Source organism: Halorubrum luteum (assembly GCF_054652935.1).
In genome coordinates this window covers 111660-137337 of sequence record NZ_BAAIGT010000002.1, presented here as the reverse complement: position 1 = coordinate 137337, position 25678 = coordinate 111660, and the positions used below count along the sequence as shown (strand labels likewise).

At 66.4% G+C, this 25678-nt stretch carries 27 protein-coding genes; 6 read left to right on the top strand and 21 right to left on the bottom strand.

All coding sequences use genetic code 11. The features are described 5' to 3' along the window. Nucleotides 1–63 precede the first annotated feature (63 nt). Both ACYQ0R_RS00755 and ACYQ0R_RS00750 read left to right on the top strand, forming a co-directional pair. Nucleotides 64–1569, top strand: a complete 1506-nt coding sequence (locus ACYQ0R_RS00755; RefSeq protein WP_459820417.1) for a flippase — start codon at nucleotides 64–66, stop codon at nucleotides 1567–1569. A 138-nt stretch (nucleotides 1570–1707) separates the two neighbouring features. Beyond that, entirely contained in the window at nucleotides 1708–2178 is a 471-nt protein-coding gene (locus tag ACYQ0R_RS00750) for a hypothetical protein (RefSeq protein ID WP_459820416.1), read from the top strand. 34 nt (nucleotides 2179–2212) lie between these two features. On the opposite strand, the gene ACYQ0R_RS00745 is transcribed toward ACYQ0R_RS00750, so the two are convergent. The 9 genes from ACYQ0R_RS00745 to ACYQ0R_RS00705 all read right to left on the bottom strand — a co-directional run bounded on the left by ACYQ0R_RS00745 (nucleotide 2213) and on the right by ACYQ0R_RS00705 (nucleotide 9676). Continuing rightward, nucleotides 2213–3265 carry an actin-like salactin gene (locus ACYQ0R_RS00745; RefSeq protein WP_459820415.1) on the bottom strand — a complete coding sequence of 351 codons (1053 nt, stop codon included), beginning with the start codon at nucleotides 3263–3265 and terminating at the stop codon, nucleotides 2213–2215. After that, nucleotides 3252–3764, bottom strand: coding sequence for a FlaD/FlaE family flagellar protein (locus ACYQ0R_RS00740; protein WP_459820414.1), 513 nt, complete (start codon nucleotides 3762–3764; stop codon nucleotides 3252–3254). Before ACYQ0R_RS00740 ends, ACYQ0R_RS00745 begins: the two co-directional genes overlap by 14 nt. An 87-nt stretch (nucleotides 3765–3851) precedes the next feature. Continuing rightward, the gene (locus ACYQ0R_RS00735) at nucleotides 3852–4421 is read right to left on the bottom strand and encodes a DUF7575 domain-containing protein (protein WP_459820413.1); all 570 of its coding nucleotides are present in this window, start codon (nucleotides 4419–4421) and stop codon (nucleotides 3852–3854) included. A 35-nt stretch (nucleotides 4422–4456) separates the two neighbouring features. Next, nucleotides 4457–4885, bottom strand: a complete 429-nt coding sequence (locus ACYQ0R_RS00730) for an MFS transporter (RefSeq protein WP_459820412.1) — start codon at nucleotides 4883–4885, stop codon at nucleotides 4457–4459. A 122-nt stretch (nucleotides 4886–5007) separates the two neighbouring features. After that, nucleotides 5008–5721, bottom strand: a complete 714-nt coding sequence (gene hisH, locus ACYQ0R_RS00725) for an imidazole glycerol phosphate synthase subunit HisH (RefSeq protein ID WP_459820411.1) — start codon at nucleotides 5719–5721, stop codon at nucleotides 5008–5010. Between the two features lie 96 nt (nucleotides 5722–5817). Next, nucleotides 5818–6903, bottom strand: a complete 1086-nt coding sequence (phnE, locus tag ACYQ0R_RS00720; protein ID WP_459820410.1) for a phosphonate ABC transporter, permease protein PhnE — start codon at nucleotides 6901–6903, stop codon at nucleotides 5818–5820. Between the two features lie 22 nt (nucleotides 6904–6925). Further along, a complete protein-coding gene (locus tag ACYQ0R_RS00715) occupies nucleotides 6926–7708 on the bottom strand; it encodes a phosphonate ABC transporter ATP-binding protein (protein WP_459820409.1) in 783 nt (260 codons plus the stop codon). Between the two features lie 24 nt (nucleotides 7709–7732). Beyond that, complete coding sequence (locus ACYQ0R_RS00710) at nucleotides 7733–8872, bottom strand: PhnD/SsuA/transferrin family substrate-binding protein (RefSeq protein WP_459820408.1); 1140 nt, start codon at nucleotides 8870–8872, stop codon at nucleotides 7733–7735. Nucleotides 8873–9061: 189 nt separating this feature from the next. After that, on the bottom strand, nucleotides 9062–9676 hold the full coding sequence (locus tag ACYQ0R_RS00705; RefSeq protein WP_459820407.1) for a uracil-DNA glycosylase: 615 nt from the start codon (nucleotides 9674–9676) through the stop codon (nucleotides 9062–9064). Nucleotides 9677–9979: 303 nt separating this feature from the next. Here ACYQ0R_RS00705 and tnpC point away from each other — a divergent pair, with 303 nt between their 5' ends. Both tnpC and ACYQ0R_RS00695 read left to right on the top strand, forming a co-directional pair. Further along, nucleotides 9980–11434, top strand: coding sequence for an IS66 family transposase (gene tnpC / locus ACYQ0R_RS00700; RefSeq protein WP_459820405.1), 1455 nt, complete (start codon nucleotides 9980–9982; stop codon nucleotides 11432–11434). A 55-nt stretch (nucleotides 11435–11489) separates the two neighbouring features. Next, nucleotides 11490–11666, top strand: coding sequence for a DUF7501 family protein (locus ACYQ0R_RS00695; RefSeq protein ID WP_459820404.1), 177 nt, complete (start codon nucleotides 11490–11492; stop codon nucleotides 11664–11666). Between the two features lie 36 nt (nucleotides 11667–11702). On the opposite strand, the gene ACYQ0R_RS00690 is transcribed toward ACYQ0R_RS00695, so the two are convergent. The 5 genes from ACYQ0R_RS00690 to ACYQ0R_RS00670 form a co-directional block, all read right to left on the bottom strand. Further along, nucleotides 11703–13115 carry a glutamate-5-semialdehyde dehydrogenase gene (locus tag ACYQ0R_RS00690; protein ID WP_459820403.1) on the bottom strand — a complete coding sequence of 471 codons (1413 nt, stop codon included), beginning with the start codon at nucleotides 13113–13115 and terminating at the stop codon, nucleotides 11703–11705. Between the two features lie 146 nt (nucleotides 13116–13261). Then, nucleotides 13262–14185 carry a glutamate 5-kinase gene (gene proB / locus ACYQ0R_RS00685; protein WP_459820402.1) on the bottom strand — a complete coding sequence of 308 codons (924 nt, stop codon included), beginning with the start codon at nucleotides 14183–14185 and terminating at the stop codon, nucleotides 13262–13264. Then, complete coding sequence (gene proC / locus ACYQ0R_RS00680; protein ID WP_459820401.1) at nucleotides 14178–14966, bottom strand: pyrroline-5-carboxylate reductase; 789 nt, start codon at nucleotides 14964–14966, stop codon at nucleotides 14178–14180. The genes proB and proC overlap by 8 nt, the downstream gene beginning before the upstream one ends. An 82-nt stretch (nucleotides 14967–15048) precedes the next feature. Then, on the bottom strand, nucleotides 15049–16563 hold the full coding sequence (locus ACYQ0R_RS00675; RefSeq protein ID WP_459820400.1) for a flippase: 1515 nt from the start codon (nucleotides 16561–16563) through the stop codon (nucleotides 15049–15051). Between the two features lie 57 nt (nucleotides 16564–16620). Continuing rightward, nucleotides 16621–17025 carry an FxLYD domain-containing protein gene (locus ACYQ0R_RS00670; RefSeq protein WP_459820399.1) on the bottom strand — a complete coding sequence of 135 codons (405 nt, stop codon included), beginning with the start codon at nucleotides 17023–17025 and terminating at the stop codon, nucleotides 16621–16623. Nucleotides 17026–17339: 314 nt separating this feature from the next. On the opposite strand from ACYQ0R_RS00670, the gene ACYQ0R_RS00665 reads away from it, so the two are divergent. Then, nucleotides 17340–18485 (top strand): glutamate-cysteine ligase family protein, encoded by a 1146-nt coding sequence (locus tag ACYQ0R_RS00665; protein WP_459820398.1) that lies wholly within the window; start codon nucleotides 17340–17342, stop codon nucleotides 18483–18485. On the opposite strand, the gene ACYQ0R_RS00660 is transcribed toward ACYQ0R_RS00665, so the two are convergent. The 5 genes from ACYQ0R_RS00660 to ACYQ0R_RS16035 all read right to left on the bottom strand — a co-directional run bounded on the left by ACYQ0R_RS00660 (nucleotide 18482) and on the right by ACYQ0R_RS16035 (nucleotide 23748). Beyond that, nucleotides 18482–19363 carry a class I SAM-dependent methyltransferase gene (locus ACYQ0R_RS00660; RefSeq protein WP_459820397.1) on the bottom strand — a complete coding sequence of 294 codons (882 nt, stop codon included), beginning with the start codon at nucleotides 19361–19363 and terminating at the stop codon, nucleotides 18482–18484. The two genes, ACYQ0R_RS00665 and ACYQ0R_RS00660, sit on opposite strands and share 4 nt — an antisense overlap. Before the next feature lie 33 nt (nucleotides 19364–19396). After that, a complete protein-coding gene (locus tag ACYQ0R_RS00655) occupies nucleotides 19397–20446 on the bottom strand; it encodes an ABC transporter permease (protein WP_459825623.1) in 1050 nt (349 codons plus the stop codon). 19 nt (nucleotides 20447–20465) lie between these two features. Next, complete coding sequence (locus tag ACYQ0R_RS00650; RefSeq protein ID WP_459820396.1) at nucleotides 20466–22493, bottom strand: ABC transporter permease; 2028 nt, start codon at nucleotides 22491–22493, stop codon at nucleotides 20466–20468. Next, the gene (locus ACYQ0R_RS00645; RefSeq protein WP_459820395.1) at nucleotides 22490–23494 is read right to left on the bottom strand and encodes an ABC transporter ATP-binding protein; all 1005 of its coding nucleotides are present in this window, start codon (nucleotides 23492–23494) and stop codon (nucleotides 22490–22492) included. Before ACYQ0R_RS00645 ends, ACYQ0R_RS00650 begins: the two co-directional genes overlap by 4 nt. A gap of 134 nt (nucleotides 23495–23628) precedes the next feature. Beyond that, nucleotides 23629–23748: a DUF7989 family protein gene (locus ACYQ0R_RS16035; protein ID WP_488193299.1), complete on the bottom strand. Its 120-nt coding sequence runs from the start codon at nucleotides 23746–23748 to the stop codon at nucleotides 23629–23631. A gap of 119 nt (nucleotides 23749–23867) precedes the next feature. Here ACYQ0R_RS16035 and ACYQ0R_RS00640 point away from each other — a divergent pair, with 119 nt between their 5' ends. Beyond that, a complete protein-coding gene (locus ACYQ0R_RS00640; RefSeq protein ID WP_459820394.1) occupies nucleotides 23868–24296 on the top strand; it encodes an SRPBCC family protein in 429 nt (142 codons plus the stop codon). A gap of 11 nt (nucleotides 24297–24307) precedes the next feature. Here ACYQ0R_RS00640 and ACYQ0R_RS00635 read toward each other — a convergent pair whose 3' ends face one another. Next, a complete protein-coding gene (locus ACYQ0R_RS00635) occupies nucleotides 24308–24835 on the bottom strand; it encodes a DUF84 family protein (RefSeq protein ID WP_459820393.1) in 528 nt (175 codons plus the stop codon). Nucleotides 24836–24856: 21 nt separating this feature from the next. Further along, nucleotides 24857–25624: a cobalamin-binding protein gene (locus tag ACYQ0R_RS00630; RefSeq protein WP_459820392.1), complete on the bottom strand. Its 768-nt coding sequence runs from the start codon at nucleotides 25622–25624 to the stop codon at nucleotides 24857–24859. Nucleotides 25625–25678 lie beyond the last annotated feature (54 nt).

Below are 25678 nucleotides of genomic sequence, written 5' to 3'. Positions count from 1 at the left end.
GGAGTCGGAGCCACGCTCCCAGTCGATAACAACACGAATGTGTGCGCATTGCGTGGATGGGGTATGGGGAGCGACGACGGCGATTCGCGGATCCGTTCCCTCGCGACGATCGCTCGCGGCGGGTCGCTGTACACGATCGGGAAGGTCGTCTCCGATGCCGGCGAGTTCCTGTTGCATCTGCTCGTTTCGCGAATCCTCGGTGCGGGTGCGTACGGGATGTTCGCGTACGGAAAGACGCTGGCGTTCACCGCCCTGTTGTTGACGAATCTGGGATCGGACACGTCGATCGTGCGGTACCTCCCGCAATACGAGACGTCGCCGTCGAAACGACGATTCCTCCTCGGTCTTGCGTGGATCACCTCGGTCGCTGGAGGGCTCGCAGTCGCCGGGAGCCTGTTCGTGTTCGCTCCGTCGATCGCCGCACTCACGCTCGATGAACCCGGGTTCGTCGGCGTACTCCGACTGTTCGCGGCGGTTCTGTTCGTCGATACGGTCGCACGGTTGCTGTACGCGACGTTTCGGGCACTCGAAGTCATCGAGTACGAGGTGGCCACCCGTCGCGTGCTGAAACCGCTGTTGCGGGTGCTCGCCGTCGCCATCGCGCTCGCGGCCGGGGCGTCAGTGTACGGCGTCGTCCTGGCGATGCTCGCCGCCGGCGTCGTCAGCCTGAGTGTCGCCGGCTACGTGTTCGTGACGCGGACATCGATCCGGCCGACGCTTCGCTCCCCGTATGCGACGCGGAGAACCGTTCGGGAGTACTACGGCTACTCGCTACCGCTCACCGCGAAAGAGGTGGGGACCGTGATGCAGAGTCGAGTCGACGTGCTGATGGTCGGACTGTTTCTCTCTTCGGCCGCCGTCGGGATATACAACGTCGCCGTGCTCGTCGCGGGCGTGCTGTACGTACCATTGCTGGCCGCGAACCAGCTGTTCGCTCCCGTCGCCTCGCGGCTGTACTCGCAAAACGATCGAGACGAGCTGGCCGCCGTGTACACGGCAGTGACTCGGTGGATCCTGAGCGCGAGTCTTGCGCTTGCAGTCGTCCTCGTCATCCTGCGTCGTGAACTGCTGTTGCTTTTCGGACCGGAGTTTACCGCCGGAACGACCGTGTTGACGCTGTTCGTCCTCGCACAGCTGTGGAACGCCGCGACTGGACCCAGCGGCGAGCTGCTGATGATGACCGATCATCAGTACGTGGTGATGGCCAACGAATGGGTTTTCGGCCTCGTAAACGTCGTGTTGAACTACGCGTTCATTCTTCGATACGGCATCGTCGGTGCGGCACTGGCGACCGCGAGCGTCCTCGCCGTACGCAATCTGGTGAAACTCGCCGAACTGTGGCGCTACGAGCGGATGCAGCCGTACTCTCGGCGAATTTATAAGCCCGCCGTCGCCGCGGCGGTCGCAGGTCTCGGGGTGTGGGTGATCCGGTCGTGGACCGGACCGACGACGGGGCTCCTGCTCGGAGCTGTCATCGGCCTCACGTTGTACGTCGTGACGCTCGTTAGCCTCGGAGTCGAGCCGGTCGACCGCCGGCTGTATGCACTAGTGACGAACGGGACGAGGTGAGCGGTTGTCGAACTCGAGGCGACGACCGCACGGCGTCGCTGCACGTATCGCCGAACGACCTCCAGCTAGCGCCGAACGACCTCCAGCTAGCGCCGAACGACCTCCATCACTTTTAATCATAGAACACGGAGACGGTCCATGGATCATCGACGCTATCAGGACGCCGTCGTTTCGAACCGTCGCGAACACGGGTTCGAGGTCGTCGACGAGTGGACCGACGGGTTCGATCCGGTGTGGGCGGCTCGGGACGAGGACCCGACGTTCGGCGACGTGTACGTGCTCGCGACGATCGTCGACGCGGCCGGCACCGATCCGGCAGACGTCGTCGACATGGCGGACCGGTTCCGGGAGGTGCTACTCGATCGGGTAGCGCCGTCACGCGAGTCCACGACGCCGATCGGCTACGTCGTGTTCACGGCTCCCGATCCGGACGACCAGTTCGTCGAGACGGCAACATCGTACACCGTCGCCGAGCAGCGAACGAACGTGTTCCCGCTCGTGTACGACCGGGCGGACGAGCGGCTGCACACCCACTCGGTCCCGCGGCTCAAAGGACGCGGAATCTACCGGCGACAGATCAACGACGCGGAAGAGCTGTTCGACGTCTAGCAGGAGCTGCCGGTCACCGCGCGTCCGTGAGCGGTCACACCAGTCGCTCGGCGATGCGTGCCGCGCCCTCGGCGGCGGCCTCGGCAGGATCGTCGGGAGCGACGACTGCCACGTCGCGGTCGAGCGTCTCGCTCAGTCGCGTCTCGAACTCCTCGACCAGACCCGGAATACACGCCATGCCGCCGGTGACGACGATCGGGCGGCCTAACGCGAGCTGGTACGGTTTCATGTGGTCGTTCGCGAGCTCCGGGAGGAACTCGTTGGCGACCGCGTCGACGACGTCGTCGATGTAGCGGTCGACCGGCTCCCGAACGCCACGATCGACGGTGAACTCGTGGCTCCCGCCACCCGGCTGCTGGACCACGTCCGTGAACGGCTCGAACTCGTCGATGTCGGCGTGTTGCTCCTTGTACTCGCGGGCCGTGGTGCGGTCGATGTGGACCCGGCCCTGCGTCTCCTCCTCGACGGCAGCGACGATCCGTCTGTCGACCTCGTTGCCCGTGACGGAGCCGGTCGAGAACGGGGTGAGCTGCTCGCCGCGGCGGTACGCGCATGCCTCCAACGTCGTCGACCCCATGTTGACGGAGACGAACACCTCGTCGATCGCGTCGAGACCGTCACCGTACGCCGGGATCGCTCCGCAAAGCGACTCCGGGAAGCTCCGGACGGCGGCCTCGCCGATCGGGGACTCCTCGATCACCGATTCGAGGTTCCGGACGCCGACCTCGTTGTCGATCGTTGGGACGGCGTAGACGACCGCGCTGTCGGCGGGGACGTCGTACGCGTCGAGGAGCGCCTCGAAAAAGCGCGTCGCGTCAGCGACGCTCTCGTCGCTTTCGGGAAGACCCGACCGGAGCATGAACCGGACCGTGTCCGGGTACTCGGTCGCGGCCTCGTTCCCGAAGAGGACGCGCTCCTCGCCGGTGATCGCATCCTCGTACGTCGCCAGACAGGTGAGCGTCGAGTGACGCTCCCGGTCGTCTCGCTCGTCCGGTAAGTCGAGAACGGTTCTGGTGCTGCCAAGTTTCACGCCGACCGCGGTCGGGGTGTCGGTGCCGTCGATCTCAGTGGATTCATCGTCGCTCATGGTCACTCGCACACGAAACGAGTCGGACGAGGGAGACGAGACTGATCCGGTGGTCGGCCGGGATGAACGGCCGGTCGTGGCGCGGAGACTCGAAGCCGTGCAGTCGACGTTCGAGCACGTCGGCGACGTCCGGCGCGATCCATCCCAGCTCGGTGTAGTACGACAGCGCGTCTCGGCTCCGAAGATGGCCGCCGACGTCGACGAGATAGCCGAGCCACTCGCCGATCTCGTGTTCCGCGTCCGGCGTGGCCGGTATCTCGGTGAGATAGGGCCGATCGCCATCGATGAGAGAGGGCCGATCGCCGTCGGTGGCCTGCCGCAGGCCTCGCTGACGCTGGAGAAGTTCCGTGAACGCCGCCGAGCGAGCCGCGTGCTCCGCCCGGCTGCGGTTCGGCTGTCGGAGCGTCCGCTCCCGAGGCGCTCCGTCGGCGGCCGCCCGCGGCTGTCCCGCGAGCGACCGCAGCTCCCGCACGTCGTATCGTCGTGGATGCAGACTCATGTTCCGTCCGTCGTTCGCGTCCGTACCAAATGCGTCTCGGACACCGTATATGAGCATTCGGCCGCAGTTATCAGCGCTGAAAAGCAGCTACTCCTCGTCGGCCCACGGCAGCGGCTCGGTACACCAGTGACAGAAGTCGATCTCGGCGTCCGTCTTGCGGCCGCAGCTCGGACACTGGACCTCCGGCGGCCGACCGTCACGGTCCTCGACATCGACTGCGGCGCGGGCGGCCGACTCCGCGTCGGTGGCGGCCGACTCCGCGTCGGTGGCGGCTGATGCCGCGTCGGTTGGGATCGAGTCGGGGTCACGGGCAGCCGCCGGACCGTCACGTCCTCTCGCGAACGAGCCGTCGTCCGGGCGCGTCCGCTCCGCCGTGACCTCCTCGCGCCCGACGAGGTAGGCGTCGACCGCCGAGAGTCCGACGAGGAACGCGACCGGAATCGACACCTCCGGCGGAACAGCGGCGGCGAACGCGTTCGGATCGGCCAGCGGATCGACCGGCTCCACGTCGTACAGCACGTACAACAGCACGGTGCCGCCGACGATCGTGGCGTGCCACAGTATCGCCCGTCCCCACCGGCGCAAGAGGAGGTGCCCGAGCCCCGGCAGTACGACCGCGAGGACTGCAGCCACCACGGGTCGGACGGTGTCACGCATACGCGGTGATTTCCGGGGGAGTTACTTACAGCTTTTCAACCGGGAATTCGGCCGGCTCGATGGAGAACCGCACAGACTGCCACAAGGAGACCGAGTCCGGCGGCCGACGTGAGAAACACCGTGTCGTACGCCACGCCGGCCTCGACGGCTTCGCCGACGATCCACGAGCCGCTGGCCTGCATCGCCATCTGCCCGGCGGAAAAGACGGCGTACGCAGACGCGCGCGAATCGTCCGGTAGCGAGCCGAGCAGAGACGTGTCCATTGCGGGAAACAGCATGTGGACGACGAATCCGACGAGGATCGACGCGATGACAACCGTGACGAGTCCGGAGGCGGCGACGACGACGACGCTGACGGAAAAAAGCGTCACGATACCCAGGATGTACGGCACGTGTGGGAGCCGGTCGGCCAGATCGCCCGAGATGAGTCCGCAAAGCGACCCGAACAGCCGTCTCCGTGACACACGCGGCGTTTCCGTCGAATAGCCTCAAGCGTTCCGGAAGCGGTCACCGAAGCATCCGAGACGATGCGAATGGCCGACCGCCGTCGAGCGAGCCGTTCACGGTACTCGATCCGTCCGGGGAGTTATCGCTGGGCGCAGTACTCGACGAAGTTACGGAGGATGCGGAGCCCGGTCTCACCGCTTTTTTCCGGGTGGAACTGGGTTCCGAACACGTTGCCGACGTCGTTGGCGACGACTGCCGGGAACTCCACGCCGTAGTCGGCCGTCGCGACGACGGCGTTCGGGTCGTCGGGCTCGGCGTAGTACGAGTGGACGAAGTACGCGTACTCGCCGTCGACGGACCCGCCAGTGGGGCCGTCCCCCTGCGGGGTGTTTGGCCCCGCTCCGTCGACACCCGTGACCAGGGGGTGATCACGCGTGACCGACAGCTCGTTCCACCCCATGTGTGGCACCTTGCGGTCGACCTCGAACCGGACGTTGGTGCCCGGGATCAAGTCGAGACCGGTCACGTCGCCTTCCCCCTCGTGGTCCGCCTCCTCGCTCGTCGTGAGAAGCATCTGCATCCCGAGACAGATCCCGAACAGCGGCCGTCCCGCGTTTGCGTGGTCGGTAAGCGCCTCGCGGATCGGACCCGCGTTCTCCATCCCCTCGCGGAACGCGCCGACACCCGGGAGGACGACGCCGTCGGCGGCGGCGAACGATTCGGGATCGTCGGTGATCTCGACGCTCGCGCCGGCCCGTTCTAATCCGCGAGTCGCGGAGCGTAAGTTACCGAGGCCGTAGTCGACGAGAACGATATTCGCGATCGTCTCCGCCGGCGGCTCGAAAGTGCTCATGACCCACGTTCGGGCCGGCAGCGAGAAGTCGGTTTCCCTTCCCGTAGGTCGGTGAACGGTCGTCAAAAAATAAAGGCTGTCGGCGGCCCGCGTTCGTCACTTCAGCGCTGAGTCGGCCATACGGCGCGGGAAGCCGACGACGAGCTCCCACAGGCCCATCTCCACGTCGTCGGCGCGGAGCCGCGATCGGAGCCGCTGGCTGAACAGTTCGACGGAGATGATGAGGATGAAGATCGATATCAGCGTCGCCATCATGTTCGTGAACTGCAGCAGGTTCTGCTGGGACGTCACGACGAAACCGAGCCCGCCAGCGCCGATGACCCCGACGGTGACGGCGATCCGGACGTTGATCTCGAGGACGTACAGCGTCCACGCAATGAACGCGGTACGGACCTGGCTCAACATGCCGAAGAACACGATCTGCGGCTTGCTAGCCCCCGTCGTCCGCATCGCCTCGACCGGCCCCTCCTCGATCTCTTCGAGCTCGTCGACGAACAGCCGTCCGAGGTTGCCGATCGTGTCGAACGCGATCGCCAGCGCCGCGGAGGCCGGGCCGAGCCCAAGGAACGGAATGAAGATGAGCGTCCAGACGATCGCCGGGACCGCCCGGATGAACGACATCGTCCCCCGGAAGATGAAGTTGAACGGGAACGGGGTGACTCGGCCGGAGCCGAGCGTCCCGAACAACAGCGCGAACGGGAAGCCGACCACCGTCCCGACGAATCCCATCGCGAGCGTGATCCCGGCCTCGCCGAAGACCTGAAATATCCCAAGTTCGGTGAAAAAGAAGGCGTAGGCGTCGGTCGCGCTCGGCGGCCACTGGAACAGGAGGCTGCCGACCTCGGGGTCGTACAGCAGGTTCGCCTGCCGGATGAAGTCGATGTACGCGCCGAAATCAAGGAACGGGATGACGTCGAAGTAGAAGGTGATCGGGAAAAACTCGTTCAGCGAATCGAGGAACGTCCCGAGCCGGGCATCGGGCTCGAGAAGCTCAGTCGCGGCGAACGCCTGGAGCGTCGCGAACGCGAGGAACACGAGGAGGCCGAACCAGCCGACTGCCCGGCGGCGGCGGGTCCGCTTGATGTTCTCGAACTGTTCGGCGATCCGATCCGGGGCGTCCGCCTCGGCGGACCTCGACTCGGGATCGTGTGGATCGTCGGTGTCGGTCGTGCCCGTTGTCACGTGTAGATCAGCTCAGTGTTCATCATGTCGTGGCTACGTCCTCGGCGGCACCGTCGGTGTCCTGCTGACGCACAAACATCCCCTCCGTGTCGATGTCGCCGTACAGCTCGTCGATCACCTCGATCGTCAGATCGTCGCGGTAGCCGTCGAACACCTTCTGTCCGTTTCGGAGACCGATGAATCGATGCCCGAACTTCCGCGCGATGTTGACCTGATGGAGGCTACAGAAGGTCGTCAGATCTCGTTGCTCGGACGCGCTCCGAAGATACCCCATCACGTCCTGCGCGCTCCCGGGATCGAGGCTCGCGACCGGCTCGTCCGCGAGCAGCACGTTCGGACGCTGCACCAGCGCCCGGGCGATCCCGACGCGCTGTTGTTGGCCGCCGCTCATCCGGCGAGCCTTCTGCTCGGCCTCGTCCAGCAGCCCGACGGTATCCAGCGCGTCCAGCGCGCGGTGTTTCTCCGACTCGTCTTGGAGCTGGAGAACGCTGGAGAGAAATCCGAACTGGTTGATCCCGCCCGAAAGGGCGTTCGAGTAGGCGGACATGTCCCCAATGATGTTGTGCTGTTGAAAGATCATCGCGACTTCGGGCCGGGGAGCTTCCATCGGCGTGCCGTCGACGCGGATCTCGCCCTCCGTCGGCGAGAGCAGCCCGCTCATCGTCCGAAGGAGCGTCGACTTGCCGGAGCCGGAGACGCCGAGGACGATCACGAACTCGCCGGCCGGGACCTCGAACGACACGTCGTCGAGTGCCACGACGTCGCCGAATCGTTTCGTAACGCCGTCTACTTCGATGTAGCTCATGAAGGGAGAAAGCGTTTGAGCCCTTTATAGGTCGCCCCAGTCGAGCCCGAGCGACTGGCCGAGTTCGACGACCGGATCGTAGTCCTCATGGCTCGCCTCGACGACGCCGCTGAACCAGAGCTCGTGGTCCTGAACGAGCTCGACGTCGTCGCGTTCGGCGTCGGAGAGCTCCTCCTCGTCCATCTCGAGCAGGGCGGGGTCGATGTTGAGCGCCTCCGCGATGTCCGCCTGGGAATCGTGCTGGAACGCCTCGTCCGGCGCGTTAATCATGGTCTCGCGGATGTCGTCCTTGAGCGGCTCGTTCCACGCCGCATTGTCCACGATCGGCGCGCGCGGGATCGGGTCGGAGACGCCGAGCAGCTGCAGTTCTGGCTCACGCGATCCGGCGTCCGGATACTCCGCCGAGATATCGACGTAATCCTGGGACATCTCCTGGAACTGCTCGGCCGGCACGTGCGGGCCCGTGGAGAAGGCGCCGGTCGCCGCGGCGGCGATCGAGTCGTCCGCGACCATCTGTTCGCGCGCCGTCGTGTGGTCCGACGTCCGTAGCTCGAAGTCTTCCGGGCTGGTACCGGGCGCGCCGCCGATGTCAAGGCCGGCGTTGCTGAGCATCAGAAGGGGGAACAGCGTCCCCGAAACGGAGGTTGGCGCGCCGGACGCGACGATCTCGCCCTCAAGGTCGCTCAGCGACTCGATACCGCTGTCAGGCGTCGTCGTGATGAGCGAGAAGTACTGCTCGGCGCCGAACGCGACGCGCATTCCGGTGACGTCGATCTCGTTGGGGACCTGTGCGACCGCGCCGGGCGACGTATCGGCGAGGACCCGGTCATCCTCCTCGGCACGCTGAAGCTCCGCGACGGTCGCGGAGTAGTCCGCCGTGGGCTGACCGACGATCTCCACGTCGAGTTCGGACTCGATATACTCGAAGAGGGGGGTGTACTGCACCTGAATGTCGATCTCCTCCTCCGCGGGGTTCATCACCCACGTGACTTCGGTCACGCCGTCGGTCTCGCCCGTCGTCGTCCCGTCGTCACCGCCGGCGTCGTCACCGCCGGCGTCGTCACCGCCGTCGTCCCCGGCACAGCCCGCGAGTCCAGCGACGCCGACCGCTCCGGACGTTTTGATGAACGTTCGCCGATCCGTCGACCACCTGTTGTCGGACATATGCGTTTTGTCTTTCTCGTATAGTAAAGTCGTTTCTATGTTTGCTATATATCCGTTGGGTAGAAGCCGCTCACGCCCCGTCTTCAATGATTTTTCAGTACGAGCGGAAGCGAAGCACGAACCCGTGTCCCTCCGTCTGTACGGACCTATCGAGCCGGGTCTCCGAGAGCCGTCGCGGCCCGGTCCCGCTCAGAACTCCCCGAGCCGCGACTGGCCGTCCGATCCCTCGGTGACGCCCGCCAGCTCGGCGGCCCGGGCGATCGTCTCGAAAAACCCCTCGCGCTGGCTCCGGTCGTACAGCGTCGCCGCCGGATGGACCGACAGCAACACGCGTCGTGGCGTGCCGGCGATCCGCGCATCGACGACCTCGCCGGACTCGCCGGTGATTCCCACCGACCGGTCGAGGAGGTGTTCGCTCGGCACCTTTCCGAGCGTGACGACGAGTTCGGGATCGAGGCGGTCGATCTCGGCGTCGAGATAGCCGCGACAGTTCGCGAGCTCCTCGGCGCTCGGGTCGCGGTTCTCCGGCGGTCGGCACCGCACGCAGTTCGTGATCCGCACGTCCGACCGGGCGAGGCCGGCGTCGCGGAGCGCCTCGTCGAGCACGTCTCCGGATCGTCCGACGAACGGCTCGCCCCGTTCGTCCTCCGTCGCGCCGGGCCCCTCCCCGACGAACAGCAGATCGGCGTCGACCGGGCCGACGCCGTTGACGATCCGACTCCGCGAGTCGACGAGCGCCGGGCATCGCTCGCAGGCGGCCACGCACAACTCGTCGTCGAGGACGCGTTCTCCCTCGTCGCTCATGGTTCCCGTCGTCGTCGATCACGCATAAATCGCCGCGATCGACACGCCAGCACGTATACGGCCTCGATCTTCGAAATCGTAGATAATATTTCTTTTATATACGATATTGAGAATATTCCTGATCATACAACCGAGTTCAATCGAAGTACACCCACTGTTTTACCACTATTATCCACGAAAATCGACCGCTCGAAGTTTTTATACTCTCCGAGCCGCATGAACCGGTATGGTAGTTGGATAGCAGTTCCATGTCGAGACGATTTCGTAGCAGTCTCATAGATCGTTCACTACTGCTGAATTACTGTGTCGCTGGGGAGTCGCGGATCAACGGAATCGACAGATTCCGTGATCCGCACCGACGACAGTTCGCTACTCCGCCAGCAGCTCGTAGTCAAGAAGCTTGAGAACCAGCTGCTGCGACGCCAGATTACTGCACAACAACAGAAGATCGAACAGCTTGAGGCTCGCCTCAAGCAGTACGAAAATCCAAACACACCACCCAGTAGACAGGGTGGTGCGGCTAATTCATCAGGCGATGACGACCAAACCGAGGACGAAGACCAAGAACCTGATGAAGACGACGCTGGCGGCGACTCTGACGCCGCCAGCGACTCATCGCCTGGACGCAGCGAAGGTCACGAGGGAACAACTCGAACAGCACCTGAACCAGAAGAGACGATCCTCGTTGATCAGGGATTCTGTCCAGACTGTGAGCAAATCCTCTCTAGCCCTGATAGCTACGTTTCACGGACTATTATTGACGTACCGCTTCCTGTTCCAACCACTGTTACCGAGTACAAGCTCGGTAAACACCACTGTTCTTGTGGTAACGAGGTTGTTGCTGAGCATCCTGACTGTCCCGAAAAGGGGCGGTTTGGGCCAAATATCATGGCCCAAACCGCTCTCGGTCGGTTCCATCAACGACTGCCGAACCGGAAACAGGCCGAGCTGTTTGACTGGGACTTCGACCTTCCGATCTCTCACCGGACGATCTACAACTTGACTAAGCGGGTCGCAGCCGGTCTGCGACCCGCTTACGAGGATGTCAAAGAGAAGATTCGGGAGAGTGAGGTCGTCTACTGCGATGAAACAGGCTTTCCGGTCGATGGAGAACAACACTGGGCGTGGACGTTCGTCACTGATGACGAAGTGCTGTTTTGGGTTGATGAAAGCCGAGGAAGTGGAGTCTTAGAAGACGTCCTCGGCGAGGAATTCGCCGAGGACTCGACGCTCAGTTGTGACGGCTGGTCGGCGTATTCGAGTTATCACACGAAACTGCAGCGGTGCTGGGCGCACCTGTTGCGGGAGGCTGAGTACGTCGCTGAACGGTACGAGGAAGCAGAGCGGCTGTCTGAAGAGTTGCACGCACTCCACGACGATCTAACGACGTTCGTCGAAGGAGATCCGTCCGCTTCCGCCCGCGAGCAGAAGCGGGCGGAAGCATCCTTACACTTGGAGGGCCTGGTGAGGGAAGGTTACGAGGCCCAAGAGGTTCAGCAGCTGATCAAGAAGATCAGCAATGGCTTGGGTCACTGGCTGACGTTCGTGACCGAACGGGGTGTTGATTCAACGAATAATCGCGCAGAGCGGGCTCTGCGCGAGCAAGTAGTCCTTCGGAAGATGTTTCGGACCCTGCGTTCGGCAGAAGGGGTCCAGATTCACGAGACAATAACAACGATGTTGGCGACGTGGAAACGACGAGGACTTGATCCACCTGAACAGCTCCAGTCAATTCTGGGTGGGAGAGAACTTCGGTAAGGACGAGAGGCATCACTGTGCGGTGTATCTTTGTCTTGCTATCCAACTACCCGGTATGCAGTTCACCGAGCAAGATATCGATCCGGAGCAGTGTCCGTTCTGCGGCGCGACGCTCGCGTCGGCCGGTGCGGGGTTCATGGATCACGTCGACGAGAACCCGGAGTGTGACGAGCAGTTCACCACGTGGCGCGTGCGGATCGCCCAGGATATCCACGCCGGATGGGCGGGGTGACCGCCACCGGCAGCCGACCGATCGAAAAACGCGGGGCTACCGCTTCGAGAGCCGACCCGGCGTCCATTCGCCGTCGAACTCGCGGTGCGTGTACGGTTTGGCGTCCTCGCCGGCGTAGGTGGCGACGAGCTGGCCGTCTCCCTCCAGATAGTACTTGTACGTCGTGAGCCCCTCCAGTCCGACCGGGCCGCGGGCATGGATCTTGCCGGTCGAGATGCCGACCTCCGCGCCGAGCCCGTAGCGGTAGCCGTCCGCGAACCGCGTCGAGGCGTTGTGGAACACGCTTGCCGCGTCGACGCCGGTCATGAACGTTTCGGCGGTCGCCGGGTTCTCGGTGAGGATCGACTCCGTGTGTTTCGAGCCGTTCTCGTTGACGTGTTCGACCGCCGCGTACACGTCGTCGACCACCGTGATCGACAGCTCGAGGTCGCCGTACTCCGTCCGCCAGTCCGCCTCGGTCGCCGGGTCGATATCGACGATCTCGCGCGTGCGCTCGTCGCCGCGAAGCTCGACACCTGCGGCCTCGTATCGCTCGACGACGTCCGGCAGGAACGACTCCGCAATCGCCTCGTCGACGAGCAGCGTCTCCACCGCGTTACACACCGCGGGATACTGGACTTTCGCGTCGACGGCGACGTCCGACGCCATCGACAGGTCGGCCTCCCGGTCGACGAACACGTGACACACCCCTTCCGTGTGGCCCAACACGGGGATCTGGGTGTTGTCCTGGATGTACGAGACGAACTCCGAGGAGCCCCGGGGCATCACGAGGTCGACCGCATCGTCACGCTCGAGCAGCCGGTCGACCGCCTCGTGTGCCTCGATGAGCTGCGCCCAGCCATCGGGTATCCCTGCTGTGGCCGCGTCCGCGTCGCGGTCGGCAGTACCACCGGTCGATCCATCGGTCGCGGCGGTGCCAGCCGAGAGCTCGACCTCGGCGGTCGCTTCGCGAATGATCTCGTAGAGGACGCGGTTGGACTCGCTGGCCTCGCTGCCGCCTTTGAGGATGACGGCGTTGCCGGATTTCAACGCGAGCGCGGCGATCTGGACGAGCGCGTCCGGCCGCGACTCGAAGACGGTCGCGACCACGCCGATGGGGACCGCAACCCGGTACAGCTCGAGGTCGTCGTCGAGCTCCCGGGCCGAGAGGGTCTCTCCGAGCGGGTCCGTCTGGTCCGCGACGGACTCGACCATGCCGGCGATGCTCTCTATCTTCGTCTCGTCGAGCTTCAGGCGGTCGACGAGCGCCTGCGTGTACTCGCCGCGTTCGAGCATCATCTCCGCCTCGGCGACGTCCTCGGCGTTGGCGTCGAGGATCGCCGCCTCTCGCTCGCGAATCGCCGCCGCGATCGACTCAAGCGCCGCGTTTCGCGTCGCCTCGTCGACGTTCGCGAGTCGCAACGCGGCGCGCTGTGCATCCGTAATCTGCGCGTCAGTGTCGTGTTCCATGGTTCGTCGTACTCCTTCGCCGTATTTGGTCGTCGGGGTTCGGGTTCGTCGGGGTTCGCGTTCGTCGGGGTTCGCGTTCGTCGGGGTTCGCGTTCGTCGGGGTTCGCGTTCGTCGGGGTTCGCGTTCGTCGGGGTTCGGGGTTTCGCTATGCGCCGTCGTCATCCCCATCGGCGGGGACGAACAGCGTGCCGGCCGTCTCGCCCGCCGCGATCCGCTCCAGCACGCTCGGTTCGGCGGAGCCGGCGATCACCGCCGGCACGCCGTGACGGCTCACGTCGCGTGCGCCCTCGACTTTGGTGCGGATCCCGCCGAAGGAGGCGGTGGTGCTCGCCTCCACGATCCGCTCGATCGCGTCGTCGTCGGGGTCGACGACCTCGATCAGCTCCGCGTCCGGATCGCGTTTCGGGTTCCCCGTGTACACCCCGTCGACGTCGGTGAGCGTGACCAGCAGGTCGACGTCGATCCCCGTCGCGATCGACGCCGACAGCATGTCGTTGTCGCCGATCTTCAGCTCGTCGACGGTCACCGCGTCGTTCTCGTTGATGATCGGGACGACGTCCCACTCCAGAAGCGTCTCGATCGTGTTCTGGAAGTTGTGAAACCGCTCCGGGGTGTCGAGATCCTGCCCGGTCAACAGGATCTGTGCGACCGTCTGGTCGTAGCGGTCGAAGCTCTGCGTGTAGTGTCGCATCAGGTGGCTCTGGCCGACGGTCGACAGCGCCTGACTCTCCGTGAGCGTCGTGTCGCCCCGCTCGCCGACCGGCGTGCCGTTCTCCTGTTCGATCCGACCGATCCCGGCTCCGACCGCCCCGGACGACACCAACACCACGTCCTTGCCGCGCTCTCGGAGATCCATGATGTCGGCGACGAGCTTGTCGAGTTTTACCCGGTCGAGGCGGGAGTTCTCGTCGGTGAGCGAGTTCGTGCCAGCTTTCACGAGCACGCGGTCCGCGTCGGCCGCGCGCCGACGGGCCCACTGCTCCGTCTCGAGGTCGACCGTCCCAACGGTCGCAGAACCGGCTGCGCCGCCGCTCGTCGAGTCGCGCTCCGTCTCGCCACCCTCACTCATCCGCAAGCCCCTCCGAGACCTCGCGTGCGATCTCCGCCGAGCGTTTCTCGGCCGCCGCGACCGCGTCGACGACCGCTTCGTCGGCGTCGCTGTCCCACAACAGTTCCATCCCCTCGATCGTCGTGCCGTTCGGCGAGCACACCGCGTCGATCAGCTCGTCGACGCTCCGGTCGTCGCGGAGCACCGTCTCGGCGGCTCCCTTGAACGTCTGTGCTGCGAGCGTCTCCGCCTGATCGGGGTCGAGACCACCCTCTACCCCGCCGCGTTTCATCGCGTCGATGAGGTAGAAGGCGAACGCGGGGCCGCTTCCGTTCACCGCGGTCGAGATGTCCATCAGCGACTCGTCAACCTCGACGAACTCGCCGACGTCGTCGAGCAGTTCACGGACCTCGTCGGTGAGCCCCTCGGTCGTTGCGGCCGCCGCCATCTCCCCGGTTTCGGCTGCGAGGTTGGGCATGATGCGGACGACGGTTGCGTCGGTCCGCTCCGCGACGAACGACCGGGTCACGCCCGCGGCGAGCGTCACGAGCGTCTGATCGGCCGAGAGGTCGAGCTCCGATAGTACGGTCGGCGCGACGTCCGGCTTCACCGCGAGCACGACGACGTCCGCGTCGGCCGTCGCCGCGAGGTCGTCCGTCGTCTCCGCGGCGACGTCCGCGACTGACGCGCGCGCGTCGGGGTCGAGGTCGATCGCCGTCACCCGGTGGTGATCCGTCCGTCCGAGCCCCCTCACGAGGGCACCGCCCATGTTCCCACAGCCGATAACGCTCACCCGAGTCATCGTGTCGGTACGACACGGTTGAGCGACATACCACCTGCGGTTTCCGTCGACGAGCGCCGTCGACCATCTCCCCGGATTCGGCTCACTCCTCGACGTCGGCCGCTCGTCGGAGCCGGGCGACGACCGGGTCGGGCGCGACGGTTTCCGCGATGCGGACGTCATCCGGTGTCACGGCTCCGACCGCTCGTCCGGCGACGACGTACGTCCCGAGCACGACGACCGGGAGCACGACGGCGACGACGAATCGGTCCGGGATCGCCCACACGACTAGCCATCCCGCCGCGAGCGCCGGAAGCCACGCCGCGATGACGCGCCCTAACGCTGGCGAGAACGGATGGATCCGGCGGTAGTAGTACACCTCGACGAGCGCCGCGATCCCCGACAGCGACAGCGCGATCATCGTTCCGAGCCCCGCGCCGAGAATGCCGTATCGAGGGACGAGCAGGACGCTGAAGGCGACGTTGGCGACGAGGAGGAGCCCGGAGTTGACGAACACGAGCCGGGAGTAGCCGAGCCCCTGTAACAGCGCGCCGTCGGGACCCCCGCCCGCGATACTGACGAGATAGCCGACGACGAGCGCGAGGACGACGCCGCTGGCGACCGTGTACTGTGGCGTGAACACGATGGAGAGGTACACGTCCGCGCCAAGCACCAGAATCGCCGCAAACGGCAGCGAGAGACCGAGCACCCACCGCGTCGCGGTTCGGTATCGCTTCTCGACCGCGTCGCCGTCGCGGCGCTCCTCCGCGATAAGCGGTTTGAAGATCGGTGCGAGCGACGAGAAGAAGACGAGCAGATTCGCGGCGAGCATGTAGCCGACCCGGTAGATCCCGACGTCGTCGGACGCGAGGAAGTAACCGACGACGAAGTAGTCCACCTGCCCCATCACGACGTAGATCACGCCCGCGAGCGCGAGCGGCACGCCGTACCAGAGCACGTCACGAACCGAAGTGAACGCCGTTTTCGCCCCCTTCAGCGCGTCGTGGCGGACGAGGAGGACGAGACCGAACGCGATCGAGACCGCGAGTCCGACCACGTATCCGCCGACGATTCCGATGAGCCCGTAGCCGGTGACGAGCAGCACCGCGGTGGTAAGCAGGCGGATCGTCGGCCGAGTGACGTCGCGAACGTACACTCGATACTGGAGTCGCTTGATACCGGCGTACGTCGCGAGCAGCCCGTTGAACACCGCCAGAAGCGGGAGCGCGACCGCAAGCAGCCGGAGCGCAGTCGCGAGCGCGGGTTCGTCGAAAACTCCCGCGAGGAGATCGGCTCCGAGATACATCGCCGTACCGGTAAGCGACGACGTGAGGAGCAGGAGTCCGAACACCTGCAGCGTCACTCCCCGTGCCTTTCCGGGCTCGTCGCGTGCGAGGTACTGCGGAACGAAGTAATCGATCGCGCGGTGGAGCCCGGCGCTCGCGAACACCTGCATGAGATGGAGCACTGACGTCGCCAGCACGAACAGCCCGTACACCCCGGGGCTCACGAGCCGCGTGATGAGCGCGACGACGAGGAAGCCGAACGCCTTCTTGATCAGCTCCCCGCCGAAGGTGATCCCGCCCTGTTCGGCCATCGTCTCGTCGGAGCCGGTCACGGGTCGACCCTCGCGGCGGGGAGGACGTTCCAGGACGTGGCGGGGGTTTCGAACATGCTACGGGTTTTCGACGACGTCCGCGTCGTGGTCCGCGACACGGGCGGCCGCTTCGCCGACGCGGGGAAACTCGACGGTGAACGGCCAGCGGTCACCCTCGGTCACGTCCTCGAGGTGTTCGACGGTGCTGTCCAGCAGCTCCCCGCCCGCGGCGTAGAACTCGACCCGGATCTCGAGATACGTGATCTCGACATCGCGGGTTCGTTCGACGACACCCTCGACGACGACGGTCTCCTCGTCGGTCCCTGCGTGTTCCCTGACGAGCTCGCTCTCGACGACGCGTGCCGGCGGCTCCGGGTCGTCGGCCGCGTCGTCGGCTCCCGGTCCGACCGGCACATCCGAACAGCCAGCGAGCGACGCGGCGGCCGCCGTGCCGGCGAGCGAGAGGAGAGTACGACGGCGCATGCGTTATCCAAGCGTCGCGCGGCGTGTATATAAGCGCCGGGCAAGCGACCGTGACTCCTCAGCGTCGCTCACCGACCGCAGTTCACGGAGCCATCCGAGAAGTTGATTGTCAGGGGAATCTCCGTATTCTCGAACACACAATAAGAATATTAGGATACACCGATGTGTTTTAATGAAACGTTATCTGATAGTGGCTAAACCTACGATTCGGAATGGTTTGGAATCGTACCGAACTCGGGGAGCGAACCACGCGACAGCAGCGTGGCACCCTCGAAAGAACCGGACGGACGACGACCCCGGACCGAGCGTAACTCATGACCACAGGAGCCGACACGCACCGATCATCGGGCAGTACCGCGGAATCGGGGCGGCGGAGACGAAGCATCGAGGTGGAGTACTGGGTGATCGACGAGCGCGGCCGACTCACGGAGCCCGGCTCGATGGCCGACGCCGCCGAAGGGGTCGAACGCGAGTTCGTGCGACCGCTGCTCGAGATCAAGACGTCGCCGTGTGAAACGACCGCACAGCTCCGGGAGCAGCTGTACGGCCGGCTGAGCCGGGTGCTCGAGGTGGGCGAAGCCGAGGGGAAGAAACTGGTGCCGCTGGCGACTCCCCTGTACGCGGATGAGATCCGAGAGCTCCCCCACGAGCGAACGCGGATTCAAAACCGTGTCGTGGGCGAGGAGTTCGAGTGCGTCCGCCACTGTGCGGGCACACACGTTCATTTCGAGCAGCTACCCGGACGGGAGACGGACCAGCTCAACGTGTTGACGGCGATCGACCCCGCCCTGGCGCTCGTCAACTCCTCGCCGTACTTTCAGGGGTCGCGTGTAGCCGCCAGCGCGCGGTCGGTGGCCTACCGATGGAAGGCCTACGACAGCCTCCCACGGCAGGGACAGCTGTGGCCGTACGTCGACAGCACCGAGGAGTGGGCCACCCGGCTCTACCGCCGGTACGAGGAGTTCGTGACGGAAGCGGTAGCCCGCGGCGTTCCCCGTGCGGACGTGGAGTCGTGTTTCGACCCCGAGAGTGCGGTCTGGACGCCGGTCAAGCTCCGCGCGGAGTTCCCCACCGTGGAGTGGCGCTCACCCGACGCTGCGCTTCCGGATCAGGTGCTCCAACTGGCCGATCAACTGGGGTCGCTCATGGACCATCTCGCTGACGCGGAGGTGTGCATCGACGGCGATGGGGGTCGCGTCACCGACGACAGGATCGTCATCCCGACGTTCGACGTCGTCGAAAATCGCGCCCGGACGGCCGTCGAAACGGGGGTGCAAGCGCGTGACGTGCGCTCGTACCTGAAGCGAATGGGATTCGACGTGTCGACGTTTACCCCACTGACACGAACCCTCGACGCGGGGGAGAGCCTGTCACCGGAGCGTGCCCGAGAGCTTCGGCTGAAATACGCCGACCGGCTGCGGGAGAGCGTCACCGAGCACGGTCCCATCGCCGCCGACTAGCGGTTACGGGGCGATGACGAGACGGCTCCGGACGAGACGGTTCCAGCAGTGATCCGCGCGAAGCCGGCGAGTGCGCGGTCGGTGGTCGCGTTCCGGCACCGGTCGTGGACCCGGCGGTGGGCAGCCGCCGCCCGCTCGTCGAGCAGTTCGACCGGCGACTCGGGACGCCCGCGGCCACGACTCGGCGGCGTCGCGAGACGCACGACCCCCCCAAAGACGGGGTTCAGTAGTCGACCGACGGGATGGGTGCTCCGCGCGAACCCCGCGACGCAGATGCGACCGCCGCCGCCGACTGCCGCCCCGTCACCCTCACCCGTCGCCGCCTCGGACTTCCCACCCGTCGCCGCCTCGGACTTCCCACCCGTCGCCGCCTCGGACTTCCCACCCGTCGCCGCCTCGGACTCCCCGAACTCAGTCCCACCAGCCATCGGAGCGAGGATCCGGCACCAGTCGTCGACGACCGTCGCGGGGTCGTCGAACATGCCGGTGACGAACGTCGCGAGCACGGCGTCGACCTCGCCGGCCGGGGAGACGGCTCGCGCTCGGTCGGCGAACGCGACGGGGGGTGCGGTCGCGTCCGCGCGAGCGACGTGGACGTTCTCCCAGCCGGCGTCCGCGATCCGGTCCCGGGCGCGAGCGACGACGCCCGCGGAGACGTCGACGCCGACCACCGCGCCTTCCGGACCGACCCGCTCGCGAAGGAGCGGAACGTTCGCGCCGGTGCCACAGCCCATCTCGACGACGACGTCGCCCCGGCTCGGGGCGAGCGCATCGACGATCCGCCGTCGGAGTCCGTCCGCCAGCGGTGCGTCGGTGGCGATCCGGTCGTACAACGCCGCGTATCGCGTGTAGTGACGGGCCGCTCGGAGCGCGCTCATGCTCCGTCGTTCGCGTTGGAGTGTGAAAGCTCCTCACAACTCGTCGGGCCGAGACGCGGCGACGAACCGCCGCACGCCGAGATACGCCACGGCCGCGATCGCGACGTAAACGACGACGGAGAGATGGGTCGCCGCGTCGGCGCTGTCGATCGCGAGCCGCGCGACGGCGTTCGTCGGGCCGCCGGCCATGAGGGTCGCGCCGCCGAACAGCGCGAGCACGGCGATCGAGTACAGCAGCTGTGCGGCCCGCCGGTCGGGAGAGACGACGGCGATCGCGACCGCAACCGCGACGACGATCGTCGTGAGCGCCGTCATCAACGCGAGGATCGGACCGACGTTCGCGACTGGCGTACCGTTCACCTCGAGCAGCAGCAGCCACGCCAGCGCCTGTCCAGGCGCGATCGCGACCGCCGCGAGCGCCTTGCCGTCGACGATCTCCGGCAGCGTCACGGGCGCGACCCGAAGCAGCTCGAGGGTCCCCCTATCCACCTCCTCCGTGATCGAGTCGACTGCAAGCGAGCCGGAGATGAACACGGGTACGAAGACGAGCAGCGGGATCAACACGGTGTAGGTGAACGTGAAGTACGGACTCGAACCCGTCCGGTCGGACAGCGGTAGCGGGCGTTCGCTCAGGGATGCGGCCCGGTCCGCGCGCTCCGCACGCTCGGTGGCGCGTAGCAGCTCCTGGAGCTGGACGACGATCACCGTCGTCTCCACGTTCGAGTCGGGCGCGAGCACCGACGCGTCGATCCGTCCGTCCTCGTCGCGGGTGGCGACCACCATCGCGTCCGCCGCGCCGGCGTCGAACGCCAGCCGCGCGTCGGCTCCGCTTTCGTAGCGCGTCACCGACGCACCCGGCACCTCGGCCGCCGCGCGCTCCAGTTCGACGACGGCGTCGCCGGAGCCCGCGACCTCGATCTCCGCGCCGTCGAGGCCGCTCGGGTCGTACATCGAGACGAGCCCGACGACGAGAAACGAGGAGAACGCGGCGATGAAAAGCTGGATCGCGATCGCGAGGAGGATCGTCTTCTCCGCGCGCAGACCAGCGATCTCCCGTCTGGCAAGCGTCAGTCGACTATCCATGCTGGCACGCGTCAGTCGACTATCCATGGAGGCTCACCACCCCGACGTTGTACGCCGCGTGGAGCAGCGTCGCCAGCGCGAGCGTGACCGCGTAGTACGCCCGGCTCCGGCTCGCGCCGACCGCCGCGACGACGGTGGCGAAGCCGTGAAGCGCCAGCGGCGCGAAAAACAGCCCGACCGCGACGAGCGGCGAGAGCGCTCCGAGCCCGGCGACGGCCCCGAACGCGGCCCGGCCGACGTACAGCTCCGTGAGCCCGACCGCCTGCACGACCGCGGTCGCCTTTTCGGCGAGGAAGAAGCCGAACCCCGAGGCGAGCCCCACCGCGACCGCGACGCGATCGGTCCGGGCGAACACGTCGCGCTCGAAGCCGGCGTACAGGTGGAGAGTTTTCGCGACCTCCTCGATGAACGCGATCGTCACGAGCAACACGGGGATCGAGACGGTGACGGGGAGCGCGAACAGCACGGCGACCGCGAGCAGCTCGGCGACGAACACGAACGGGATCGTACACGCGGTGAGCACGGCGACCGCACCCAGTCCGCGAAGCACCGAACGACGCCGCCCCCGTTCGAGTCCACCGTCGACCGCGGAGAGCCGCACCGCCAGCGCGTCGAGGAACTTCCGTGGCACCGGCTTCTGGGTGAACATGTCCTCCTCGCGGTAGACGCCGAGTCCGAGCACGAACAGGAGCGCGCCCCCGATCAGCACCGGTCCGGTCGAAAAGAGAAACGCGCCGAGCGACACCGCCTCGCCCTGGAGATCCAACACGACGAGCGTTAGCGGCGAGATGAGCGCCACCGGCGTCACGTTCGTGAACACCGCTGGGACGAACGCGTACGTAGTGAGGAACACGCTCACGGCGACGGTGACGAACGTGAGCTCCTTGAACGACCGTGCGAACATCGCGCCGACGAACGTCGCCGCGAGGAAGGTAAACGCCAGCGGAAACACCGCCAGCACCGAGACGACGCCCCCGCCGACCGCGAGCGCGATGACTGCCGTCACTGCAACCGCGGCGGCGACGTACGGAAGCGTCTTTCCGGCAACGATCTCCGCAGGCCCGAGCGGCGAGACGAGCAACAGCTCCCCGCGCCGGTTGATCCGCTCGTTGAGCACTGACGAGCCGTACGCCTGAATCAGGAAGTTCATCGGGACGAGGAACGCGAACGCTAACACGAGCGCGACGAACGGGAACGGCGGCGTGATCTCACCCGGCGAGCCGGCGGCGTCCGCGCCGAACGCCCCGCCACCACCGCCGACCGACGGGACGGCGAGACGATCGTCGTCCGCGTCGTCACCCTCGTCCGCGTCGTCCGCGTCGTCAGCGTCGTCGGACCCGTCTTCCGTACCGTCACCATCGCCGGTGCCGTCACCGTCAGCATCGAGTTCGTCACCGTCTCTCTCGACTGCGTCGTCACCGTCTCTCTCGACTGCGTCGTCACCGTCTCTCTCGACTGCGTCGTCACCGTCTCTCTCGACTGCGTCGTCACCGTCTCTCTCGACTGCGTCGGCGTCGGCGGCATCATCGTCGGCGTCATCGTCGCCGCCGAGCGTCGTCTCGGCGGTGACCCCGCCGGTCCGATCCACGTACTGGAGCGTGACCGTCACCGGGAACGCCGCCGTCTCGTTCGTCTCGGCCGCGAACAGCCGCTCGTTGTGCGCTTCGATCGCCTCGCGGAACTCCGCGGTCGCGGCCGCACCTTTCGTCGTCTCCGTCGCCTGCACGACGACGGCGTCGTGACTGCTGTGCACGACGAGGAGGTCGACGTTCTCACCGAGGTCGGCTCCGTCGGCCGGAACGAGCGTGAGCGCGGGTTCGTCCGCGACCACCGCAGCGTGCGGGTCGTCGGGATCGACGCCGACCCGGTAGATGTCGCGGTCGACATCGAGCCCAGCCACTCCCGCCACGAGCCCGGCACCGACGACCGCACCCACGACCGCGAGGAGCGCCAGCGCGGCCAGCACGGTCCGGCGATCGAGCCCACCCGTGACCCCGGACGCCTCCCAGCGAGCAACGCGGAGAACCGACCGAAGCCGCCCCCTCACTCGACCCCCTCCCCGGTCGTCGCCGAATCGGCTCGTTGCGTCTCCGTCGCGACACGCCGTCGACCGGGCATCGGTCGGCCGACGATGTTCAGGAACACGTCCTCGAGGGTCGGCTCGCGGGTTCGAATGTCGACCACCTCGCCTCCCGCGGCCGCGACCGAGTCCCGAACTCGTTCGACGTCCGCCATCGTCGGCACGGCCGTCCGATGTCGATCGCCGACCTCCGCGGAAGCGAGACGCGGCGACGTGTCGGTATCGGATTCAAACGTCGCGCCCCCGCCTGTCGTACTGTCGTCGACACGGATCGGAACGTCCGTGAACACGTGGTACGTCGTCTCGCCGTGTGCTTCGCGGATCTCGTCGACGGTGCCGCGAGCGACGATCCGTCCCTCGTCCATGATGACGACGCGGTCACAGACGGACTCGACGTGATACAGGTTGTGTGCCGAGAAAACGACCGTCTTACCTTCCGCACGGAGCTCGCGAGTGAACTCCAGAACCGAGTTCGTCGTCACCGGATCGAGTCCCGACGCCGGCTCGTCGTAGATCAGCACGTCCGGGTCGTTGACGAGTGACCTGGCGATCGCGACCTTGCGTTTCATCCCCTTCGACATATCGCCGAGGCGACGCTTTCGGTGGTCGAGCTCGAGTCGATCGAGCGACGAGTCGATCCGCTCGTCGGCGACGTCGCCGGGAACGTCGTACAGATCGGCAAAAAAGCGGAGATACGACAGCGGCGTCATCTCCTCGTACAGCGGTGACTCCTCGGGAAGGAAGCCGAGACGGCGGCGCATCTCCGGGTCGGCGGAGTCGTAGCCGGCGACGCGAGCCTCGCCGTCGGTCGGTTCGATGAGCCCTGCGAGCAGCTTCAGCGTCGTCGTCTTCCCCGCGCCGTTGGGGCCGACGATGCCGAACACCTCCCCGTCGTCGACGGCGAAGGTGCTATCGACGACCGCCTCGAAGTCGCCGTACCGCTTGCGTAACCCCCGAACCTCGATCATGGGACCGCGTCCGTCTCCGGGCGAGTTAAACCCACGGCCGCGGCTATCAGCGGCGAGAACCGAGACCGTACGGAGCGGAAAGCCACTGGGGACGCCGGGAGCGGAAACCGGCGACGAGCCCGTGGGAAACGCGGTTACTCTTCTTCTTCTTCGGCTTCGGTCGGTCGCTGCCCTCGCTCCCAGACCGCCTCCGCGGAGGTGCCGTGTGGTGCCGTGTGGGAGACGTCTTTCATCGTGTCGCGGCGTTCAGTCATCTTGGGACCCCATAGCGAGGGACGACGTATCAAGGCTTCGGCGAGATAGGTCCGGACAGTATGTATTGTATAAGGTCATAATATCGCACCTTTTCCTCGGTCGGCTCCGTACGTCGGTCGTGAGCCAGAACGGTGGAATCGACCGCATCCGTCACGGGTTCCGGATCGACGTCGCCAGGGACGTGGCCGTCCCGCCCGGGGTCGCAGTGGAGCTGCTCCGTGACACGCGGACGTGGCCGGAGTGGAGTCCGACGATCAGCGGCGTCGAGAGCGACGACCGGTACGTCCGCGAGGGAACGCAAGGGCGCGTCCGCGTCGCAGGGGCGTGGGTCCCGTTCCGCGTCACCAGTTTCAACGGACGGCGATGGACGTGGACGGTGGCGGCGATACCCGCGACGGGTCATCGCGTCGAGGGATACGCCGGTGAGGGTGACCGGTGCCGGGTCGTTATCGAGGTGCCGGTTCTCGCCGCTGGCTACGTCCCCGTCTGCGAGCGGGCGCTCGACCGGTTCGCGGAGCTGGTCGAGCGTCGGACTGACGAGGAGTGAGACGGGAGCGATCAGTACAGGTCGGAGACGAACGGTCCGAACGCGCCGGCGACCGCGGCCGCGAGCGCGTCGGTGCGGTCCACCCGTCCCTCGGTGAGTGCGCCGGCCGCCCCGCCCCGTCTCGCGATCCCCGTGGTGTCGAGTAGCTCGTCCATTACGGGGCCGAGTTCCGCCCCGTCGTCGATCCGCGACGCGACGCGGTCGGGGAGTCGAAGACTCGGTCCGGATCCCCGCCCGACCCGGGACCCGTCGTCGACGGCCGCCCACATCACGAGGAAGAGTCCGTTGACCCCGTCGAACCGGGCGACACCCCCCTCGATCCCGATTCCCAGATCGTACTCCCCCGTGTCGAGCACCGCCGCCGCGCGGTTCTCGGCACCCTCGATCGTCTCCCGATGGCCCCGTGGTTGGTCGTCGACGCCGGAGGCAACGGACACGGCCTCCACCGACGTCACCCCCGGCAGACCGTCGTGATCGGAGACGACCCGTTCGACCGCGCGCCGCTTCACCGGATTCCCGCTGCCGACGCCGATTCGCATGTCGGGCCGGTCGGGGGCCGTTCACAAGTCGATGTCGGGATGGAACAGCTCGGCGAGACGTTCGACCCCGTCGATCAGCGCCGGACTCGGCTGGTTTAAAAGCGAGTCGTCGACGACGTGGACCTCGGGATCGACCGCCCAGTCGCGCTCGGTTATCACCGTCCGATCGACGCGCGTTCCGTGCCCGCAGACGTGGACGACGGCGTGGTCCGGCTCCGCGGCCTCGACCGCCGCACCGTCGACCTCCCGGGAGCGCTCGCCGGCGTCGACGAACGGATAGCGACCGCCAGCGACGCGGACGGCGTCCGGCACCCAGTTCCCCGCGGCCATCGGCGGCTCCGACCACTCCTCGCAGTAGACGGTCGGACGTGGTCGATCCGCGACGGCGTCGGCGACGCGGTCGAGTCGGCCGCGAGCCGCGTCGGCGAGTCGCGAACCGGCCGCCGGCCGGCCAACTGCCTCGCCGCGCCGCTCGAACGTCGTCAGAACGTCCTCGAGCGTCGCCGGCTCGCAATGGTCAACCTCGAACCCCCGGTCGCGACAGTCGACCGCGAGCTCGGCTTGCAGGCCATCGCTCGTACAGACGACGTCCGGTGACAGCTCCCCGATCCGCTCCAACGACGGGTCGAGCCAGCCGCCGACCACGGTCGGGGCGACTCCGTGCGCGGAGCCGGCGTCAGCGGGCGGATCGCAGTGATGAGTGACGCCGACGAGCGTGTCGGCCGCACCCATCGCCGACAGCGTCGCGGTCGCGCTCGGAGCCAGCGACACCACGCGAGGATCGGTCATGGAAGCGGATCGGTGTCACTTCCCCCCAAGCGTTTCGGTTCGGCGTCCGGCGCA

Excerpts from the sequence above, each read along its gene's own strand:
- ACYQ0R_RS00755 (WP_459820417.1), top strand. The coding sequence starts at position 64 with ATGGGGAGCGACGACGGCGATTCGCGGATCCGTTCCCTCGCGACGATC.
- ACYQ0R_RS00750 (WP_459820416.1), top strand. The coding sequence starts at position 1,708 with ATGGATCATCGACGCTATCAGGACGCCGTCGTTTCGAACCGTCGCGAA.
- ACYQ0R_RS00745 (WP_459820415.1), bottom strand. The coding sequence starts at position 3,265 with ATGAGCGACGATGAATCCACTGAGATCGACGGCACCGACACCCCGACC.
- ACYQ0R_RS00740 (WP_459820414.1), bottom strand. The coding sequence starts at position 3,764 with ATGAGTCTGCATCCACGACGATACGACGTGCGGGAGCTGCGGTCGCTC.
- ACYQ0R_RS00735 (WP_459820413.1), bottom strand. The coding sequence starts at position 4,421 with ATGCGTGACACCGTCCGACCCGTGGTGGCTGCAGTCCTCGCGGTCGTA.
- hisH (WP_459820411.1), bottom strand. The coding sequence starts at position 5,721 with ATGAGCACTTTCGAGCCGCCGGCGGAGACGATCGCGAATATCGTTCTC.
- ACYQ0R_RS00715 (WP_459820409.1), bottom strand. The coding sequence starts at position 7,708 with ATGAGCTACATCGAAGTAGACGGCGTTACGAAACGATTCGGCGACGTC.
- ACYQ0R_RS00710 (WP_459820408.1), bottom strand. The coding sequence starts at position 8,872 with ATGTCCGACAACAGGTGGTCGACGGATCGGCGAACGTTCATCAAAACG.
- ACYQ0R_RS00705 (WP_459820407.1), bottom strand. The coding sequence starts at position 9,676 with ATGAGCGACGAGGGAGAACGCGTCCTCGACGACGAGTTGTGCGTGGCC.
- ACYQ0R_RS00695 (WP_459820404.1), top strand. The coding sequence starts at position 11,490 with ATGCAGTTCACCGAGCAAGATATCGATCCGGAGCAGTGTCCGTTCTGC.
- ACYQ0R_RS00690 (WP_459820403.1), bottom strand. The coding sequence starts at position 13,115 with ATGGAACACGACACTGACGCGCAGATTACGGATGCACAGCGCGCCGCG.
- proB (WP_459820402.1), bottom strand. The coding sequence starts at position 14,185 with ATGAGTGAGGGTGGCGAGACGGAGCGCGACTCGACGAGCGGCGGCGCA.
- proC (WP_459820401.1), bottom strand. The coding sequence starts at position 14,966 with ATGACTCGGGTGAGCGTTATCGGCTGTGGGAACATGGGCGGTGCCCTC.
- ACYQ0R_RS00670 (WP_459820399.1), bottom strand. The coding sequence starts at position 17,025 with ATGCGCCGTCGTACTCTCCTCTCGCTCGCCGGCACGGCGGCCGCCGCG.
- ACYQ0R_RS00665 (WP_459820398.1), top strand. The coding sequence starts at position 17,340 with ATGACCACAGGAGCCGACACGCACCGATCATCGGGCAGTACCGCGGAA.
- ACYQ0R_RS00660 (WP_459820397.1), bottom strand. The coding sequence starts at position 19,363 with ATGAGCGCGCTCCGAGCGGCCCGTCACTACACGCGATACGCGGCGTTG.
- ACYQ0R_RS00655 (WP_459825623.1), bottom strand. The coding sequence starts at position 20,446 with ATGGATAGTCGACTGACGCTTGCCAGACGGGAGATCGCTGGTCTGCGC.
- ACYQ0R_RS00645 (WP_459820395.1), bottom strand. The coding sequence starts at position 23,494 with ATGATCGAGGTTCGGGGGTTACGCAAGCGGTACGGCGACTTCGAGGCG.
- ACYQ0R_RS16035 (WP_488193299.1), bottom strand. The coding sequence starts at position 23,748 with ATGACTGAACGCCGCGACACGATGAAAGACGTCTCCCACACGGCACCA.
- ACYQ0R_RS00635 (WP_459820393.1), bottom strand. The coding sequence starts at position 24,835 with ATGCGAATCGGCGTCGGCAGCGGGAATCCGGTGAAGCGGCGCGCGGTC.
- ACYQ0R_RS00630 (WP_459820392.1), bottom strand. The coding sequence starts at position 25,624 with ATGACCGATCCTCGCGTGGTGTCGCTGGCTCCGAGCGCGACCGCGACG.